The sequence below is a fragment of the Amycolatopsis sp. NPDC024027 genome, from assembly GCF_040638975.1.
Classification (GTDB): Bacteria; Actinomycetota; Actinomycetes; order Mycobacteriales; family Pseudonocardiaceae; genus Amycolatopsis.
Genome location: NZ_JBEZYY010000013.1, coordinates 38343 through 53334, shown reverse-complemented (window position 1 = coordinate 53334; position 14992 = coordinate 38343). Strand labels below are relative to the sequence as shown.

Sequence of the window (14992 nt, the reverse complement as noted above, 5' to 3'; positions counted from 1 at the left end):
GGCCGGTTTCCCTTGGGGGAGAGGGAAACCGGCCGTCGTGGCGGCGCTCGGGGTTACGCCGCCTGGGAAACCGGCGTCGAAGCCGGGGTCAGGGCGAGGTCGAGGACCTCGCGGACGTTCGCCACCGCGTGGACGTCCAGCTGGGCCAGCACCTCGGCCGGGACGTCGTCCAGGTCCGGCTCGTTGCGCTGGGGGATGATCACCGTCTTCATCCCCGCCCGGTGGGCCGCCAGCAGCTTCTGCTTGACGCCGCCGATCGGGAGCACGCGGCCGGTGAGGGACACCTCGCCCGTCATCGCCACGTCCGCGCGGACCACCCGGCCCGAGAGCAGCGATGCCAGCGCCGTCGTCATGGTGACACCGGCGGAAGGGCCGTCCTTCGGGACCGCGCCCGCCGGGACGTGGACGTGGATGCCGCGGTTCTTCAGGTCACCCACCGGCAGCTCCAGCTCCGCGCCGTGCGACCTGAGGTAGGACAGCGCGATCTGCACCGACTCCTTCATCACGTCGCCGAGCTGGCCGGTCAGCTGCAGCCCGGACGCGCCGGACTCCTGGTCCGCCAGCGACGCCTCGATGTACAGGACGTCGCCGCCCGCGCCGGTCACCGCCAGGCCCGTCGCCACGCCCGGGGTCGCCGTGCGCTGCGTCGACGCCGGGAGCGACGACTCCGGGATGTGCCGCGGACGGCCCAGGTAGGTCTCCAGGGAAGGAGCGTCCACGGTCAGCGGCAGCGAGACCTCGTCCAGCGCGACCTTCGTCGCGATCTTCCGAAGCACCTTCGCGATCGTCCGGTTCGCGTCGCGCACGCCCGCCTCGCGGGTGTACTCGGCGGCGATCCGGCTGAACGCGGCGTCCGTGAGAACGACGTCCGAAGCACCCAGCCCCGCGCGCTCCAGCTCGCGGGGGAGCAGGTGGTCGCGGGCGATGGTGACCTTCTCGTGCTCGGTGTAGCCGTCCAGCGTGACGAGCTCCATGCGGTCCAGCAGCGGGCCGGGGATGGTCTCGAGCGCGTTGGCCGTCGCCAGGAACACGACGTCGGACAGGTCCAGCTCGACCTCGAGGTAGTGGTCGCGGAACGTGTGGTTCTGCTCCGGGTCCAGCACTTCGAGCAGTGCCGCGGTCGGGTCGCCGCGGTAGTCGGCGCCCACCTTGTCGATCTCGTCGAGCAGCACGACCGGGTTCATCGAGCCGGCTTCCTTGATGGCGCGGACGATCCGGCCGGGCAGCGCGCCGACGTAGGTGCGGCGGTGCCCGCGGATCTCCGCCTCGTCGCGGATGCCGCCCAGCGCGACGCGGACGAACTTGCGGCCCATGGCCTTCGCGACGGACTCACCCAGCGACGTCTTGCCGACCCCGGGAGGGCCCGCGAGGGCGAGCACGGCGCCGGACCGGCGGCCGCCGACCGGGGCGAGACCCGATTCCGCGCGGCGCTTGCGCACGGCCAGGTACTCGATGATGCGTTCCTTCACGTCGTCGAGGCCGGCGTGGTCGGCGTCCAGCACCGCCCGCGCGGCCGCGATGTCGTAGACGTCCTCGGTGCGCTCGTTCCAGGGCAGCTCCAGGACGGTGTCCAGCCAGGTGCGGATCCAGCCGCCTTCGGGGGACTGCTCGGACGCGCGGTCCAGCTTGTCCACTTCGGCCAGTGCCGCCTTCTTGACGGCGTCGGGCAGTTCGGCGGCCTCGACGCGGGCGCGGTAGTCGTCGTCCTGCGCGGTGCCGTCGAGCTCGCCGAGCTCCTTGCGGATCGCCTCGAGCTGGCGGCGCAGCAGGAACTCCTTCTGCTGCTTCTCCATGCCGTCGGCGACGTCCTTGCGGATCGTGTCGGTCACCTCGAGCTCGGCCAGGTACTCCTTGCTCCACTCGAGGGCCTTCTCCAGGCGCGCGGCGACTTCGAGCGCGCCGAGCAGCTCGAGCTTCTGCTCGGTGGACAGGTACGGCGCGTTGCCGGACAGGTCGGCGATCGCGGAGGCGTCCTCGACCTGCTGGACGGCGTCGATCAGCTGCCAGCCGCCGCGCTGCTGGAGGATCGAGATGACGACGGCCTTGTACTCGGCCGCGAGCTGCGCGGCCCGGTCGTCGGTGGTCTCGGGGGCGTCCTCGGCGTGCACCCAGCGGGCGGCGCCGGGGCCGTCGGCGATCCGGCCGACGACCGCGCGGGCCGTGCCGCGCAGCAGGACGGCGGCCTTGCCGCCGGGCACGCGGCCGATGCGCTCGACCGTGGCGACGGTGCCGAACTCGGCGTACTCGCCGTGGACGCGCGGGACGATCAGGACCTCCGCCTTGGTGGCGGCGGACGAGCGGATGCCGGGGAAGGACGCCTGGCTCGGCGTCTTGGCCTGGGCGGACTCCACCGCGGCCCGCGTCTCGGTGTCGGTGAGGTCGAGCGGGACCACCATGCCCGGCAGCACGACGTCGTCATCGAGCGGGAGCACGGGCAGGAGGCGGGTGTCGGACATGTGCACTCCTCGGGTAGTTGAGTCTGCTTAGCTCAACTCTCCGATGGGTGTGTTTGTTTCCGATGGTGCGTTCGCCCACAGCGATCGAGGAAACCGCAGGTCAGGCGGGTTTCTCCGCCACCGCGCACCACGCGAAGGGGCGGGCCTCCGCCTCGAGCGCGTTGATTTTCCGGTCCGGCCGCCAGTCCGGCAGGTGCACGATGCCCGGCTCCAGGAGCGGCCAGTCCCCGAAGAGCGGCTCGATCTCTTCGCGGTTGCGCAGCCAGACCGGGTTGCTCGTCTTCCGGTACTGCTCGACGAACCAGCGCAGCCCGTCCAGGTACGGGCCTTCGCCGTCGCCTTCGCTCATCTGCGAAATCGCCAGCCAGCTGCCGGGCGCGAGGGCGTCCCGGTACGCCGCCAGCAGCTCGTCGGGATCGTCGTCGGGTCCGACGAAGTGCAGGACCGCCGCCATGATCAGGCAGACGGGCTGGGAAAAGTCGATGAGGCGCTGCGTTTCCGAGGCGCGCAGCACGGACTTCGCGTCCCGCATGTCGGCCTGGACGATGCCGGCCCAGTCGGTCGCGATTCCCTCCTCGAGGATCAGCGTCGCGTGGGCGACGGCGACCGGCTCGTAGTCGACGTAGACGACCTTCGCGTCATGGTCCTCGGGCAGCTCCGCCTCCACGACCTCGTGCACGTTCCCGGCCGTCGGCACCCCCGACCCGAGGTCGATGAACTGCCGGATCCCGGCCCGCAGCGCCGCCCGCACCGCGCGGTTCATGAACTCGCGGTTCTGCTTCGACCCCGGGCGCACCAGTGGCCACTGCTGCTCCATGCGCCGGCCGAACTCGCGGTCCACGGCCCAGTTCTGGGTACCGCCCAGGTACCAGTCGTAGATCCGGGCCGCGGACGGCTTCTCGGTGTCGACACCTTCGGGCGCTCTCGGCGCGGAATCCCGCTGGTCGGTCACTTCAGGCTCCCCTCGCTGGCGGCGAGGGCCAGCCTATAAGGCCTGCAGAGCCCGGGTAATCCACCAGTAGTTCACCGAACAGCCGGTCGACGCTGCCAGTACGTCCACAGCGGGCGGTACCCCTGCGCGTACCAGAACGGCGTCGACAACGGGTTCGCCGCGGCGTGGTGCAGCAGGACGACGTCGGCGCCTTCCTCGTCGAGGACGTGGTGGGCGTGCGTCGCCAGCGCGGTGCCGACGCCGGACGACCGCGCGGCCTCCGCCACCGCCAGTGAGGACAGGTAACCCACGCGGGAAGCGGCGACGCGGCCGCTGATCCAGCCGGTGTCGCCCGGGTGCTGGACGCTGACCATGCCGAGCGGGCGGCCGTACAGCTCGGCGATCCACAACGGCGGCTCCGGCCGCTTCAGCTGCTCGGCGAGATCCTTGGCCAGGATCTCCTCGACGCCGGTGCGCCAGTTCACCGTGCCGTACTGGGCGTCGTAGGAGTGCAGCTCCATGCCGAGCTCCACCGCCGTCTCGAGGTCGCCGGGCTCGGCGCGGCGGATCTTGACCCCGGGCGTCGCCAGCGGGGTCGCCGGCACCAGCCGCTGCGCCGGGCGGACCGCGACCACCCGCAGCGGCGCGAAGCCGTGGTGCAGCATTTCGCGCGCGCCGGCGGCGTCCCGGCTCGCGCGCGGGACGATCGCCGCCGTCTCGGTGTCGCCCGGCTCGGCGACGGCGCGCAGATGTTCATCCCATCGGGTGAGGAGGGCGTCCAGCGCGGCCGCCGGCTGCGGGCCGGCCAGCTGGAGGTCGAGCCGGTGCTCGGTCAGCGCGCGCCACGGCGCGTTCGGGGCGTCGCGGTCGACCTGGACCCGGGAGGCCAGCGCGGACGCCGCGGAGTCGCCCGTCGCCACCTCCAGGACCACCGCGTTTTCCGTTGCCTCGAAGGGAGTCGATCCGGGGAGCAGGGAGTCCACCGCCGCGAGCCGTGCCGCGTGCTCGGTGGCAATCACATCGCTGTGCATGGGCCCATTGAAGCGCGACCCGGCCCCCGGTGGGCACGGAACCGGCCGAGTTCAGTCATCCGGCCCGTCACCCCTTGGTCCACGCAGGTCAGCGCGTTCGAGGCATTGTTAACCCTGGGGTGATCTCCTACTGTCTCGAAAGGGACGCGGATACGCCCTACGGGGTACGGTATGGCCCCTGTCCACACCCGAAGTCACGGATCAGCACCGGTGGACAAGCCGGGAGGGAAGGTCGGATGCCGGACACCAACGCCCACGGTGACGCCGTCGCGCAGGCGCAGCCCGGGCCGGGAGCCGCTTCCGGGACACCACCCGTCTCCGCCGAAGCCCGCACGGACGAACGCCGCTTCCGCGTCTACACCTTCGCCGTCCTGAGCCTCGGGCTCGTCGCCGCGTTCGCGGTCGGCTCGTGGCTGCCGTTCGAGTGGAACGACCGGCTGCTGTGGATCGGGCCCGTGCTCGCGGTCGCCTTCCTGCTCGCCGAACAGCTCGGCATCAACGTCGACGTCCGCAGCGGCATCTCGTGGACGATCTCCTTCACCGAGATCCCGCTCGTCATCGGGTTCTTCATCGCGCCGTTCGAGGTCGTGCTGGCCGCGCACCTGATCGCCGGCATCGGCACGCTGCTCGCCCGCAAGGTCGCCGGGCGCGTCCTCTACAACGCGGGCGCGTTCCTGCTCGAGATCACCGGCGCCTTCGCGGTCGCCGGGCTGGTGAAGTACCTCGTCGGCGCCGGGACCGGCGACAAGATCCCGTGGCTCGCGGCGCTGGCCGGCACCCTGACCGCGCCGCTGGTGAGCACGCTGCTCGCCCTGGCCGCGGTCCGCGTGCTGCGGCGCCGCATGCGGGTCAGCACCGCCGTCCGGCTCACCGGGCGGATCCTGGTCGTCGGCTTCGTCAACGCGTCCGTCGGCCTCTCCGGCTACCTCGTCATCTCCAGCACGCCCCAGGCGTGGCCGCTGGTGCTCGCCGTCTTCCTCGGCCTCACCGCGCTGTACTGGGCGTACTCCGACCTGCTGCGTGAGCAGCGGGACATGGAGGCACTCTCGGACGTCAGCCTGATGGTCGCCCGCTCGGGCCAGCAGGCCGCGGCGCGCCCGGCCAGCCGCGCCGACGAGCTCGTCGGCGGCGTCGACGTCCGCGAATGGGCGACGATCGCCGAGCGCATCAAGGACCAGCTCGCCGCCGGCCGCGTCGTGCTGCGGCTCCGGCTCGAGCCGAAGGACACCATGCGGGTGGTGGTCGCGGGCGACGACCTGCCGGCCGCCGACCCCGCCGCCGACGACCCGCTGCTGCGGCTGCCCGGCGCGCACGTCCGGCACTTCCGGATCACCGAGGCCAACCCCGACGTCCGCGCGGCGCTGCTCGACCGCGGCGCGCAGGAGGCGCTCGTCGTCCCGCTGCGCAGCGCGAACCGGCTGCTCGGCGTCGTCGAGGCGCACGACCGGCTGTCCCGCTGGCGCGGGTTCGGCAAGTACGACGTCCAGCTGCTCGGCACGATGGCCAGCCACCTCGCGACGTCGCTGGACAACCGGCGCCTGCTGGCGACGCTGCGCCACGACGCCTACCACGACCCGCTCACCGGGCACCTCAACCGGCCGGGCTTCCGGCAGGTGGCGAAGGAGCCGCTGCGGGACTTCGCCAACGCCGTGGTGCTGCGGATCGACCTCGACGTCTTCTCGACGGTCAGCGACGCGCTCGGCTACGCCTGGGCCGACCGGATGGTCGTCGCGGCCGGCCGCCGCATCCGCGACGCGCTCGGCCCCGACGTCCCGCTCGCCCGGCTCGAAGGCGCGTCCTTCGCGGCGCTGCTCGTCGGCCTCCCGCCGGAGGACGCCCACCGGGCGGCGGAACGGCTGCGCGAAGAGCTGTCGGCGCCGTACCCGGTCGACCGGCTGTCGGTCGAGGCGAACGCGATGATCGGCTACGCGACGACCTCCGCCGAAGAGCCCGGTGACGTCGTCGACATCGAAGGCCTGCTGCAGCGCGCCGACGTCGCCGTCCGCGCGACCAAGGGCGGCGAAGAGGTCCGCGGCTACGTGCCGAGCATGGGCCAGATCTTCCTGCGCCGCTTCCAGATGGTGACGCAGTTCCGGCAGTCCCTCGAGGACGGCCAGGTCAGCGTCCACTACCAGCCGAAGATCACCCTGCCGAACCGGCAGGTCCAGGGCGTCGAGGCGCTGGTCCGCTGGGTGCACCCCGAGTTCGGCCGGCTCGGTCCGGACGAGTTCGTCCCGGCCATCGAAGCGGCCGGCCTGATCGGCGTGCTGACGGGTTTCGTGCTCGGCGAGGCCCTCAAGCGCTGCCGCAAGTGGCTCGACGAGGGCCTGCGGATTTCGGTCGCGGTCAACCTGTCGGTGCGCAACCTCGCCGACGAGGACTTCCCGAACAAGGTGGCCCGCGAGCTGGAGCACTACGGCATCCCGCCGGAGCTGCTCACGTTCGAGCTGACCGAGTCCGGCGTGATGTCCGACCCGCAGAAGGCGCTGCCGATCCTGCGCGAGCTGCACTCGCTGGGCATCACCCTCGCCGTGGACGACTTCGGGACGGGCTACTCGTCGCTGGCGTACCTGCGGCAGCTGCCGGTCGACCAGGTCAAGATCGACAAGAGCTTCGTCCTCGGGATGGGCACCGACCTCGGCGACCTCGCGGTCGTGCGGTCGATCGTCGAGCTCGGGCACTCGCTCGGGCTGACGGTGGTGGCCGAGGGCGTCGAGGAGGACGTGGCCCGCGACCAGCTCGAGGCGATGGGGTGTGACGTCGCCCAGGGCTACCTGATCTCGCGGCCGCTGCCGGAGGACCGGCTGGAGGCGTGGCTGCAGGCCCGGACCGCGCGCTCACCCGGACGCCACTCCGAGACCGTGTTGACCCTTCTGACCTGAGGTTTTGTGCTAAGGGGACCCCGGTTGCACGGGCGGGTGAAGCCCCTTGCTAATCTTTTCAAGTCCTCGCGAGAGGCGAGGCCCCTTTAGCTCAGTCGGCAGAGCGTCTCCATGGTAAGGAGAAGGTCTACGGTTCGATTCCGTAAAGGGGCTCACGACCTCAGCCGCGTCACGCCTGCGTGTCGCGGCTTGGGTCATGTAAGGGCGGTGTAGCTCAGTTGGCAGAGCAAGCGGCTCATAATCGCTGTGTCGCCGGTTCAAGTCCGGCCACCGCTACGCGGTAACGACGGGGCTGGCCCCCGGGACCTGAGAGAGAAGGAAACGCTGTGGCTGCCACCGACGTGCGACCCAAGATCACGCTGGCGTGCGAAGAGTGCAAGCACCGCAACTACATCACCAAGAAGAACCGGCGCAACAACCCGGATCGCCTGGAGATGAAGAAGTTCTGCCCGAACTGCGGTACGCACCGGACGCACAAGGAAACCCGCTGACGCGTAGCGCGTTCACACCAGCTCGAAGAAGCCGCCCGGAGTTGCTCCGGGCGGCTTCTCGCTGTTGGTAGCCTCGTCGCCGTGCCCTTGGACCAGTCGTTCACCGGGCGGAGCTATCCGCCGCAGACCAGTTACGAAGTGAGCCGGGAGAAGATCCGGGAGTTCGCCGACGCGATCGGCGACGCGAACCCGATCTACCGCGACCCGGAGGCGGCCCGCGAAGCCGGTCACCCGGACGTGATCGCCCCGCCGACCTTCCTCACGATCATCAACCTCGCCTCGATCAACGCGATCGTCGCCGACCCCGAGCTCGGCCTCGACTACTCGCGGATGGTGCACGGCGACCAGGGCTTCACCTACACGCGCCCGGTGTTCGCCGGTGACGTGCTCGAGGTGACCACCCACATCGACGCCATCATGACCCGTGCGGGCAACGACTTCATCAACCTGCGCGCCGACATCACCGACGCCGCCGGCCAGAAGGTCTGTTCCACCCGCGCGCAGCTGGTGGTCCGAGGGGAGAACGCGTGAACCCCGGCGACGAACTGCCCGCCCTCGAGGTCCGCATCACCCGCGAGCAGCTGGTCCGGTACGCCGGGGCGGCGCTGGACTTCAACCCGATCCACTGGAACGAGGCGTTCGCGAAGGGCGTCGGCCTGCCGGACGTGATCGCGCACGGGATGCTGACCATGGCGGTGGCGGGCCGGGTGGTCACGGACTGGCTCGGCGACCCCGCCCGGCTGATCGACTTCAGCGCCCGGTTCACCCGCCCGGTGGTGGTGCCGAACACGCCCGAGGGCGCGCTGGTGGAGATCACCGGCAAGGTCGCGGACGTCAAGGACGACGGCATCGCGCGGATCGACCTCGTGGTGAAGTTCGACGGCAAGACGGTGCTGGGGAAGCCGCAGGCCCTGGTCCGCCGCTGAGCCGCACGGCCGCTACGGCAGCTTGAGCACCGCCAGCACCGCGTCGGCCATGCCCTGCTCCCCCCGCGCGTTCGGGTGGAGGGGGATGGCCGGCGAGGCGGGCAGCAGGCCTTCCACCCAGCGCTTGTCCGACGCCGAGCACACGTCGTGGCCCTTGCCGGGGGTGGCCGTGTCCGCGTAGCCCGCCCGGTGCGCGTCCGCCTGGTCCTCCAGCATCTTGTCCAGCTTGCCCAGCGCGCCGCGGAAGTACTCGATGTCGCCCGCGCCGAACGGCAGCGACGGCCAGCAGCCGTTGCCGTCCGGGAGCACCGTCGGGTAGCCGACCACCACCACCTTCGCCTTCGGGGCCTTCTGGTGGATCCGGTCGAGGAGCCCGCCGACCTTCGGGGCCGTGGCGTCGATGCGCTCGGCCAGCTGGTCGTGGCCGCCGGCCGTCAGGCGGTCCCGGCAGGGTGCGGCGTCCTGGTGCGTCGTCGCGCAGCTCGACGCGTACCCGATGAAGCCGATGTCGTTGCCGCCGATGCCCAGCGTCACCAGCGTCGTCTCCGCCGTGACCGCGTCCAGCTGCGGCGGGTTCGTCCCGTTCCCCGTCTTCTGCGCCTGGCTGAGGTGATCCGTCGTCGCGCCGCTGCAGCTGACGTCGGCGAACTGGGCCGGCTTCAGCTTCGCCGAGACGAGGTGCGGGTAGTTGTCGTCCGAGCGGTCGCAGCCGGCCGGGGTCCCCGCCTGGCGCCCGGTCCGCGGCGAGGACGTGTACGAATCCCCGAGGGCGACGTAGCGGCCGGAGCCACCCCCGGTGTCGACGCCCTCCGGGGGCGCCGACGACGAGCCGTGGTGCCACTTGTAGTACCCGAAGGCCAGGAGCCCGACCACGAGCACGACCACCAGGCAGCCGCCGCCACCGCTCTTTTTCGCCACTTCTTCGTTTCTACCGAACCCGCCGCGCCGCCGACCTAGTCAATCCGGGTGATCCGCTGCGCGAGCAGGTCGTTGACCAGACCGGCGCCCGTCTCCGGGTCGTCCACGCTGACCAGCACGGTCCGGCCGTTCTCGAGCGCGAGGACCAGCGCCGGGCCACCGCGGACCTTGTACGCCGTGGTGCCGGTGACCGGGTTGAACCGGAGACCGAGCCCGCCGTCGCCGAACGTCGTGAGCTCGCGCGTGGTCGCTTCGCGGATGGCGGCCAGTGCCAGGTGCCGCCACGGGACGCCCAGGAGGCCGAAGCGGATCGTGACGCCCTTGGCGTCCACGGTCGCCGACAGCCGGTAGGTCAGCGCCGTCACCACCAAGCCGACCAGGGCGATCCACACGCCGGTCTGCCACGGGAGCCCGGCGGGCAGGAGGGCGATCGCCACCGGGATCAGCGCCAGCGCCCAGAGCATCGCCGGGTTCACCGCGCGACCCGACCAGAACGCGCGCTCCCCGGGCCGGAGACCGATGGTCGGCCGCTGCCCCGAGGTCTCCCGGGCCGGTGCCGGCAGGCCGCCGACGAGGGCCGCCACCACCCCGATGACGACCGCGCCCAGCATGAAGGGCACGACGACGACGCCGCTGCGGGCCGCGTGCCAGTCCGGGACGTCGAGGTTCGCCACGAGCACCGAGAGCAGGACCGCGGCCGGCAGGGCCGCGAACCCGGCGCCCACCCCGACGGTCGGACGCGGCAGCGGCCGTCCGCGGCGCAGCGCGTTGACCGCCGTCGTGGCCAGGAGCAGGACGGCGACGGCGCCGACCCCCAGGGTCAGGCCGGTGAACGCCGCGAGTGCGTTGTGACCGTCCGGCGCGCTGCGCCAGTGCGTCGCGACGGGGTCGGGCAGCCGGTGCGCCCACCCGTTCTCGAGCGCGCCCGCGACCGCGAGCGCGGCGCCAGGCAGCACGGCGGTGGCGAACAGGACCCGGATCAGCTTGGTCATGAGTACTTCTCCTTCAACACCCCGGTGAGTTCGTCCAGGCCGACGCCCGTGCGTTTCGCCTCGCGGACCAGGTCCTCGGCCAGTTCGGCCAGCCGCGCCCGGGAGGACGCGCCGCCGATGACGACGGCGCCCCGGCGGCGCCGCAGGTCGATGAGGCCTTCGTCGCGAAGCAGCGCGTACGCCCGCAGCACGGTGTGGACGTTGATCTCGAGGGCCGCAGCCAGTTCCCGGGCCGGTGGCAGCTGCTGCCCGGGCGCCGGGCGGCCGTCGGCGAGGGACCGGCGCAGCGAGGCGGCCACCTGTTCGAAGAGCGGGACAGTGGAGCTCGGATCGATTTGAACGAGCATAGTTCTAACTATAATAGAACAATGAGGCGCTGCGCGAGACCTGCGTCACGCGGATGGGGTCAGTTCGCGTTCGTGATCAGGTCGCCGGCGAGGTCCAGGGCGTGGTCGACGTCCTTCGCGACGTAGTGCAGGTCGACGAGCACCTCGGTGATGCCCAGCTCGCGGGCCACGTCGAGGCAGGGGAGGACGTCGGCGGCCGTCTCGACGGCGGTGCCCGCCCTCGGGTTGATCCGCAGCACGCGGCGCAGGGCGTCCGGGTCGCGTCCGGCCTTCCGGGCCGCGTCGAGCGCGACCGACCAGAGTCCGGTCAGGTACTGCTCCGGCATCCAGCCGGCGAGCCAGCCGTCCGCGCGGCGCCCCACCCGGGCCAGCGCCGGCGGTGAGAAGCCGCCGAGCAGCACCGGCGGGCGCGGGTTCTGTGCCGGGCGCAGGCCGACCGTCGACGGCGCGATCCGCCACTGCGGGCCTTCGTGCTCCGCGGGGTCGCCGGTCCAGAGCGCCTCGAGCGCGTCGAGCAGGTCTTCGAGCCGCCGGCCCCGGCCTGCCCACGGCACTCCGGTGGCGAAGTACTCCTCGCGCAGCCAGCCGAGCCCGAAGCCGACGTCGAGCCGTCCCGAGCTGGCCAGGTCGAGCGAGGTCAGGGCCCGGGCGAGGAGCACCGGGGAATAGACCGGGCCGGTCAGCGCGCTCATCCCCAGGCGGGCCGTGCGCGTCACCGCGGCCGCGGCCGCCAGCGTCGTGAACGGGTCGGCGAAGGTCTCGAACTCCCGGGGGTACGGGTGCTCCGGCGTCCCGCCGCCCGGGTAGAGGTCCGACGGCTCGAGCGGCGTCAGGATCCGGTCGCCCACCCAGAGCGAGGTGAACCCGAGGTCCTCCGCGGCCGTCGCGAAGCGCGTCACGGCGGCGGGGTCGGCGAGGGCGCCGTACTGGGGGAGTGCGAGGCCGAGCCGCATCGGAGCCCCCGCCGGACGGGGGGTGGTCGTCATGGCGGACATCCTGGCATGATCAGGTGGCCGGCGGGGAGTTTCCCGCAGGCCGGCCGGGGTGCGGTGGTCGATCGGGGGGCGCGGTTGCGGCCTCTCGCGAGGCTTGCCGTAGACTTCGGGACTTGGAACGCACTACGGTCATCCCCGCCTGGATGGTGGGGACGATGGAATGCGTCCTCCGGGGCTCCGAGCGATCGGGACTCCACAGGGGTGTAGCTCAATTGGCAGAGCAGCGGTCTCCAAAACCGCAGGTTGCAGGTTCAAGTCCTGTCACCCCTGCGTAACGGAACTGGTGGAGCGGAGGAGTGGTCGTGAGCGACAGCGACGCCAGCGGCGGCGAGCAGGATCAGGACGGCACCGGGCGGAAGCCCGAGAGCCCGTCCCGTCCCGTCACAGCCGCTGCCCGGCGTGAGCGCCGTGCGACCGCTCGCCCGGCGGGGAAGTCCGCGGCACGTGCGGACGACAAGACCCGTCCGGCCGGGAAGTCGGGGGAGAAGACCGCCCCGGACGCGAAGGGTGCTCCGACTCCGAAGCGGGACCAGAAGCCGAAGAAGGCCTCCGTGTTCGCGCGGCTGGTGCGCTTCATCCGCGAGGTCTGGGCGGAGCTGCGCAAGGTCATCTGGCCCAACCGCAAGCAGATGGTCACCTACACCGTGGTCGTGCTCGCGTTCGTGGTGTTCATGGTGGGCCTGGTGAGCGTGCTCGACCTGGCATTCAAGTGGGGCATCGGCAAGATCTTCGGCTGACGCGCTCCGGCGCGCGCCGAATGGGGCCCAGGTCCCGGCCTTGGCCCGCAATGATCAACTGAGAGGACGGAACGTGACCTCCGACAACGGCACAGCAGCCGGTCACGACCTGACCGAGCTTTCCGACGAGCAGGTGCACGCGGCACTCGGTGACGAGGAGTCCGCACACCTCGAGCCCGTCGACGTGTCGGACTCCGAGGTCGACGACGCCGAATCCGGTGCCGACGACGCCGCTTCCGCCGACGAAGGCGCTGACGAGGCCTCGGCCGACGAGGCCGAAGCCGAGCCCGCCGCGGATGACGAGGACCCGGTCGCCAAGCTGCGCTCCGAGCTGCTCGCCGCGCCCGGCGAGTGGTACGTCGTGCACTCCTACGCCGGGTACGAGAACAAGGTGAAGACCAACCTCGAGACCCGGACCCAGACCCTGGACGTCGAGGACTACATCTTCCAGATCGAGGTCCCGACCGAAGAGGTCACCGAGATCAAGAACGGCCAGCGCAAGCAGGTGCAGCGCAAGGTGCTGCCCGGCTACATCCTGGTCCGGATGGACCTGAACGACGCCTCGTGGAGCGCGGTGCGCAACACGCCCGGTGTCACCGGGTTCGTCGGCGCCACCTCGCGGCCGTCGCCGCTGACCGTGGACGAGGTGCTGAAGTTCCTCGCCCCGAAGGTCGAGAGCGAAGCCCCCGCGAAGGCGGGCAAGGGCGAGTCCACCGCGACCGCGGCCCCGCTCGGTGGCCCGGCCGTCGAGGTCGACTTCGAGATCGGCGAGTCGGTCACGGTCATGGACGGCCCGTTCGCGACGCTGCCGGCGACGATCTCCGAGGTCAACATCGACGGGCAGAAGCTGAAGGTCCTGGTGTCGATCTTCGGCCGGGAGACCCCGGTCGAGCTGTCGTTCAACCAGGTCTCCAAGATCTGACGGCCGCCCGTTCGGCCGCAGTCCCCGTGTCCACGGCAGGTACGCGGGGAACGTAGTACAGGACAGGAAAAGAAATGCCACCCAAGAAGAAGAAGCTTGCGGCGATCATCAAGCTGCAGATCAAGGCGGGTGCGGCCAACCCCGCGCCGCCGGTCGGCCCCGCGCTGGGTCAGCACGGCGTCAACATCATGGAGTTCTGCAAGGCCTACAACGCCGCGACCGAGTCGCAGCGCGGGGACGTCGTCCCGGTCGAGATCTCCGTGTACGAGGACCGGTCGTTCGACTTCAAGCTGAAGACGCCGCCGGCCGCGCGCCTGCTGCTCAAGGCCGCTGGTGTCGAGAAGGGCTCCGGCGAGCCGCACAAGACCAAGGTCGCCAAGGTCACTTGGGACCAGGTCCGCGAGATCGCCAAGACCAAGGAGACCGACCTCAACGCGCACGACATCGACCAGGCCGCGAAGATCATCGCCGGCACTGCTCGGTCGATGGGCATCACGGTCGTCGACGCCTGACGTTTGCAGCAATACCCGTGGGAGAGCCAAGTGCTGGCTCTGACACCACACTGATCCACGATTACTTAAGGACAGAAGCATGACCAAGCACAGCAAGGCTTACCGCCAGGCTGCGGAGCTCATCGACAAGGCGCGGCTGTACGCGCCGCTCGAGGCTGCGAAGCTGGCGAAGGAGACCTCCAAGACCAAGATGGACGCGACCGTCGAGGTCGCGATGCGTCTCGGGGTGGACCCCCGCAAGGCCGACCAGATGGTCCGCGGCACCGTGAACCTGCCGCACGGCACCGGTAAGACCGCCCGTGTCATCGTCTTCGCCGTCGGCGACAAGGCCGCCGAGGCCGAAGCCGCCGGTGCGGACGCGGTCGGCACCGACGAACTGATCGAGCGCATCCAGGGTGGCTGGCTCGACTTCGACGCCGCGATCGCGACGCCGGACCAGATGGCCAAGGTGGGCCGCATCGCCCGCATCCTCGGCCCGCGTGGCCTGATGCCGAACCCGAAGACCGGCACGGTGACCCCCGCGGTCGAGAAGGCCGTGAAGGACATCAAGGGCGGTAAGATCAACTTCCGCGTCGACAAGCAGGCCAACCTGCACCTGGTGATCGGCAAGGCTTCCTTCGACACCGAGAAGCTGGTCGAGAACTACGCCGCCGCGCTGGACGAGATCCTCCGCGCCAAGCCGTCGTCGGCGAAGGGCCGCTACCTGAAGAAGGTCACCTTCACCACCACGATGGGCCCGGGCATCCCGGTCGACCCGCTGCGGACCCGCAACCTCCTTTCCGAGGAAGCTGCGGTCTGAGTCTGAGATCACCAGAAAGGGCGTCCCCGCTAGCTGCGGGGGCGCCCTTTCTT

The 14992-nt window shown here is 71.1% G+C and carries 15 protein-coding genes and 3 tRNA genes; 11 read left to right on the top strand and 7 right to left on the bottom strand.

The genetic code is table 11. The features are described from left to right. Positions 1 to 53: 53 nt before the first annotated feature. The 3 genes from lon to AB0F52_RS28850 form a co-directional block, all read right to left on the bottom strand. The gene (gene lon, locus AB0F52_RS28860) at positions 54 to 2456 is read right to left on the bottom strand and encodes an endopeptidase La (RefSeq protein WP_360177663.1); all 2403 of its coding nucleotides are present in this window, start codon (positions 2454 to 2456) and stop codon (positions 54 to 56) included. A 100-nt stretch (positions 2457 to 2556) separates the two neighbouring features. Continuing rightward, a complete protein-coding gene (locus tag AB0F52_RS28855) occupies positions 2557 to 3408 on the bottom strand; it encodes an SAM-dependent methyltransferase (RefSeq protein WP_360177660.1) in 852 nt (283 codons plus the stop codon). Between the two features lie 71 nt (positions 3409 to 3479). After that, positions 3480 to 4418 carry a GNAT family N-acetyltransferase gene (locus AB0F52_RS28850; RefSeq protein WP_360177657.1) on the bottom strand — a complete coding sequence of 313 codons (939 nt, stop codon included), beginning with the start codon at positions 4416 to 4418 and terminating at the stop codon, positions 3480 to 3482. Between the two features lie 236 nt (positions 4419 to 4654). On the opposite strand from AB0F52_RS28850, the gene AB0F52_RS28845 reads away from it, so the two are divergent. The 6 genes from AB0F52_RS28845 (at position 4655) to AB0F52_RS28820 (ending at position 8717) form a co-directional block, all read left to right on the top strand. Next, entirely contained in the window at positions 4655 to 7300 is a 2646-nt protein-coding gene (locus tag AB0F52_RS28845; protein ID WP_360177654.1) for an EAL domain-containing protein, read from the top strand. Positions 7301 to 7380: 80 nt separating this feature from the next. After that, positions 7381 to 7453, top strand: a tRNA-Thr gene (locus AB0F52_RS28840). Positions 7454 to 7503: 50 nt separating this feature from the next. Next, positions 7504 to 7576, top strand: a tRNA-Met gene (locus AB0F52_RS28835). A gap of 50 nt (positions 7577 to 7626) precedes the next feature. Then, on the top strand, positions 7627 to 7791 hold the full coding sequence (rpmG, locus tag AB0F52_RS28830; RefSeq protein WP_005152047.1) for a 50S ribosomal protein L33: 165 nt from the start codon (positions 7627 to 7629) through the stop codon (positions 7789 to 7791). An 81-nt stretch (positions 7792 to 7872) separates the two neighbouring features. Continuing rightward, complete coding sequence (locus AB0F52_RS28825) at positions 7873 to 8322, top strand: MaoC family dehydratase N-terminal domain-containing protein (protein ID WP_360177651.1); 450 nt, start codon at positions 7873 to 7875, stop codon at positions 8320 to 8322. Beyond that, positions 8319 to 8717, top strand: a complete 399-nt coding sequence (locus tag AB0F52_RS28820) for a MaoC family dehydratase (RefSeq protein WP_360177648.1) — start codon at positions 8319 to 8321, stop codon at positions 8715 to 8717. The genes AB0F52_RS28825 and AB0F52_RS28820 overlap by 4 nt, the downstream gene beginning before the upstream one ends. 12 nt (positions 8718 to 8729) lie before the next feature. On the opposite strand, the gene AB0F52_RS28815 is transcribed toward AB0F52_RS28820, so the two are convergent. The 4 genes from AB0F52_RS28815 to AB0F52_RS28800 are packed head-to-tail and all read right to left on the bottom strand — an operon-like array spanning position 8730 to position 11960. Further along, on the bottom strand, positions 8730 to 9635 hold the full coding sequence (locus tag AB0F52_RS28815; RefSeq protein ID WP_360177646.1) for an SGNH/GDSL hydrolase family protein: 906 nt from the start codon (positions 9633 to 9635) through the stop codon (positions 8730 to 8732). 35 nt (positions 9636 to 9670) lie between these two features. Further along, the gene (locus AB0F52_RS28810; protein WP_360177643.1) at positions 9671 to 10627 is read right to left on the bottom strand and encodes a hypothetical protein; all 957 of its coding nucleotides are present in this window, start codon (positions 10625 to 10627) and stop codon (positions 9671 to 9673) included. Then, positions 10624 to 10974, bottom strand: coding sequence for a GntR family transcriptional regulator (locus AB0F52_RS28805; RefSeq protein WP_285988034.1), 351 nt, complete (start codon positions 10972 to 10974; stop codon positions 10624 to 10626). The genes AB0F52_RS28810 and AB0F52_RS28805 overlap by 4 nt, the downstream gene beginning before the upstream one ends. A 59-nt stretch (positions 10975 to 11033) precedes the next feature. Further along, a complete protein-coding gene (locus AB0F52_RS28800; protein WP_360177639.1) occupies positions 11034 to 11960 on the bottom strand; it encodes a TIGR03619 family F420-dependent LLM class oxidoreductase in 927 nt (308 codons plus the stop codon). A 206-nt stretch (positions 11961 to 12166) separates the two neighbouring features. On the opposite strand from AB0F52_RS28800, the gene AB0F52_RS28795 reads away from it, so the two are divergent. From AB0F52_RS28795 to rplA, 5 genes are all read left to right on the top strand, one after another. Continuing rightward, positions 12167 to 12239 (top strand) — tRNA-Trp (locus AB0F52_RS28795). Between the two features lie 26 nt (positions 12240 to 12265). After that, the gene (gene secE, locus AB0F52_RS28790; protein ID WP_360177636.1) at positions 12266 to 12706 is read left to right on the top strand and encodes a preprotein translocase subunit SecE; all 441 of its coding nucleotides are present in this window, start codon (positions 12266 to 12268) and stop codon (positions 12704 to 12706) included. Positions 12707 to 12779: 73 nt separating this feature from the next. After that, positions 12780 to 13628, top strand: a complete 849-nt coding sequence (gene nusG / locus AB0F52_RS28785; protein WP_103342380.1) for a transcription termination/antitermination protein NusG — start codon at positions 12780 to 12782, stop codon at positions 13626 to 13628. A gap of 74 nt (positions 13629 to 13702) precedes the next feature. Further along, positions 13703 to 14140: a 50S ribosomal protein L11 gene (rplK, locus tag AB0F52_RS28780; protein WP_003079266.1), complete on the top strand. Its 438-nt coding sequence runs from the start codon at positions 13703 to 13705 to the stop codon at positions 14138 to 14140. 79 nt (positions 14141 to 14219) lie between these two features. Beyond that, positions 14220 to 14939, top strand: coding sequence for a 50S ribosomal protein L1 (gene rplA / locus AB0F52_RS28775; protein ID WP_086842353.1), 720 nt, complete (start codon positions 14220 to 14222; stop codon positions 14937 to 14939). Positions 14940 to 14992: the final 53 nt, after the last annotated feature.

What these genes read in the sequence shown, in the direction of transcription:
- rplK (WP_003079266.1), top strand. Translation starts at nt 13,703, where the DNA reads ATGCCACCCAAGAAGAAGAAGCTTGCGGCGATCATCAAGCTGCAGATC.
- AB0F52_RS28810 (WP_360177643.1), bottom strand. Translation starts at nt 10,627, where the DNA reads ATGACCAAGCTGATCCGGGTCCTGTTCGCCACCGCCGTGCTGCCTGGC.
- AB0F52_RS28845 (WP_360177654.1), top strand. Translation starts at nt 4,655, where the DNA reads ATGCCGGACACCAACGCCCACGGTGACGCCGTCGCGCAGGCGCAGCCC.
- AB0F52_RS28800 (WP_360177639.1), bottom strand. Translation starts at nt 11,960, where the DNA reads ATGACGACCACCCCCCGTCCGGCGGGGGCTCCGATGCGGCTCGGCCTC.
- AB0F52_RS28805 (WP_285988034.1), bottom strand. Translation starts at nt 10,974, where the DNA reads ATGCTCGTTCAAATCGATCCGAGCTCCACTGTCCCGCTCTTCGAACAG.
- lon (WP_360177663.1), bottom strand. Translation starts at nt 2,456, where the DNA reads ATGTCCGACACCCGCCTCCTGCCCGTGCTCCCGCTCGATGACGACGTC.
- rplA (WP_086842353.1), top strand. Translation starts at nt 14,220, where the DNA reads ATGACCAAGCACAGCAAGGCTTACCGCCAGGCTGCGGAGCTCATCGAC.
- AB0F52_RS28850 (WP_360177657.1), bottom strand. Translation starts at nt 4,418, where the DNA reads ATGCACAGCGATGTGATTGCCACCGAGCACGCGGCACGGCTCGCGGCG.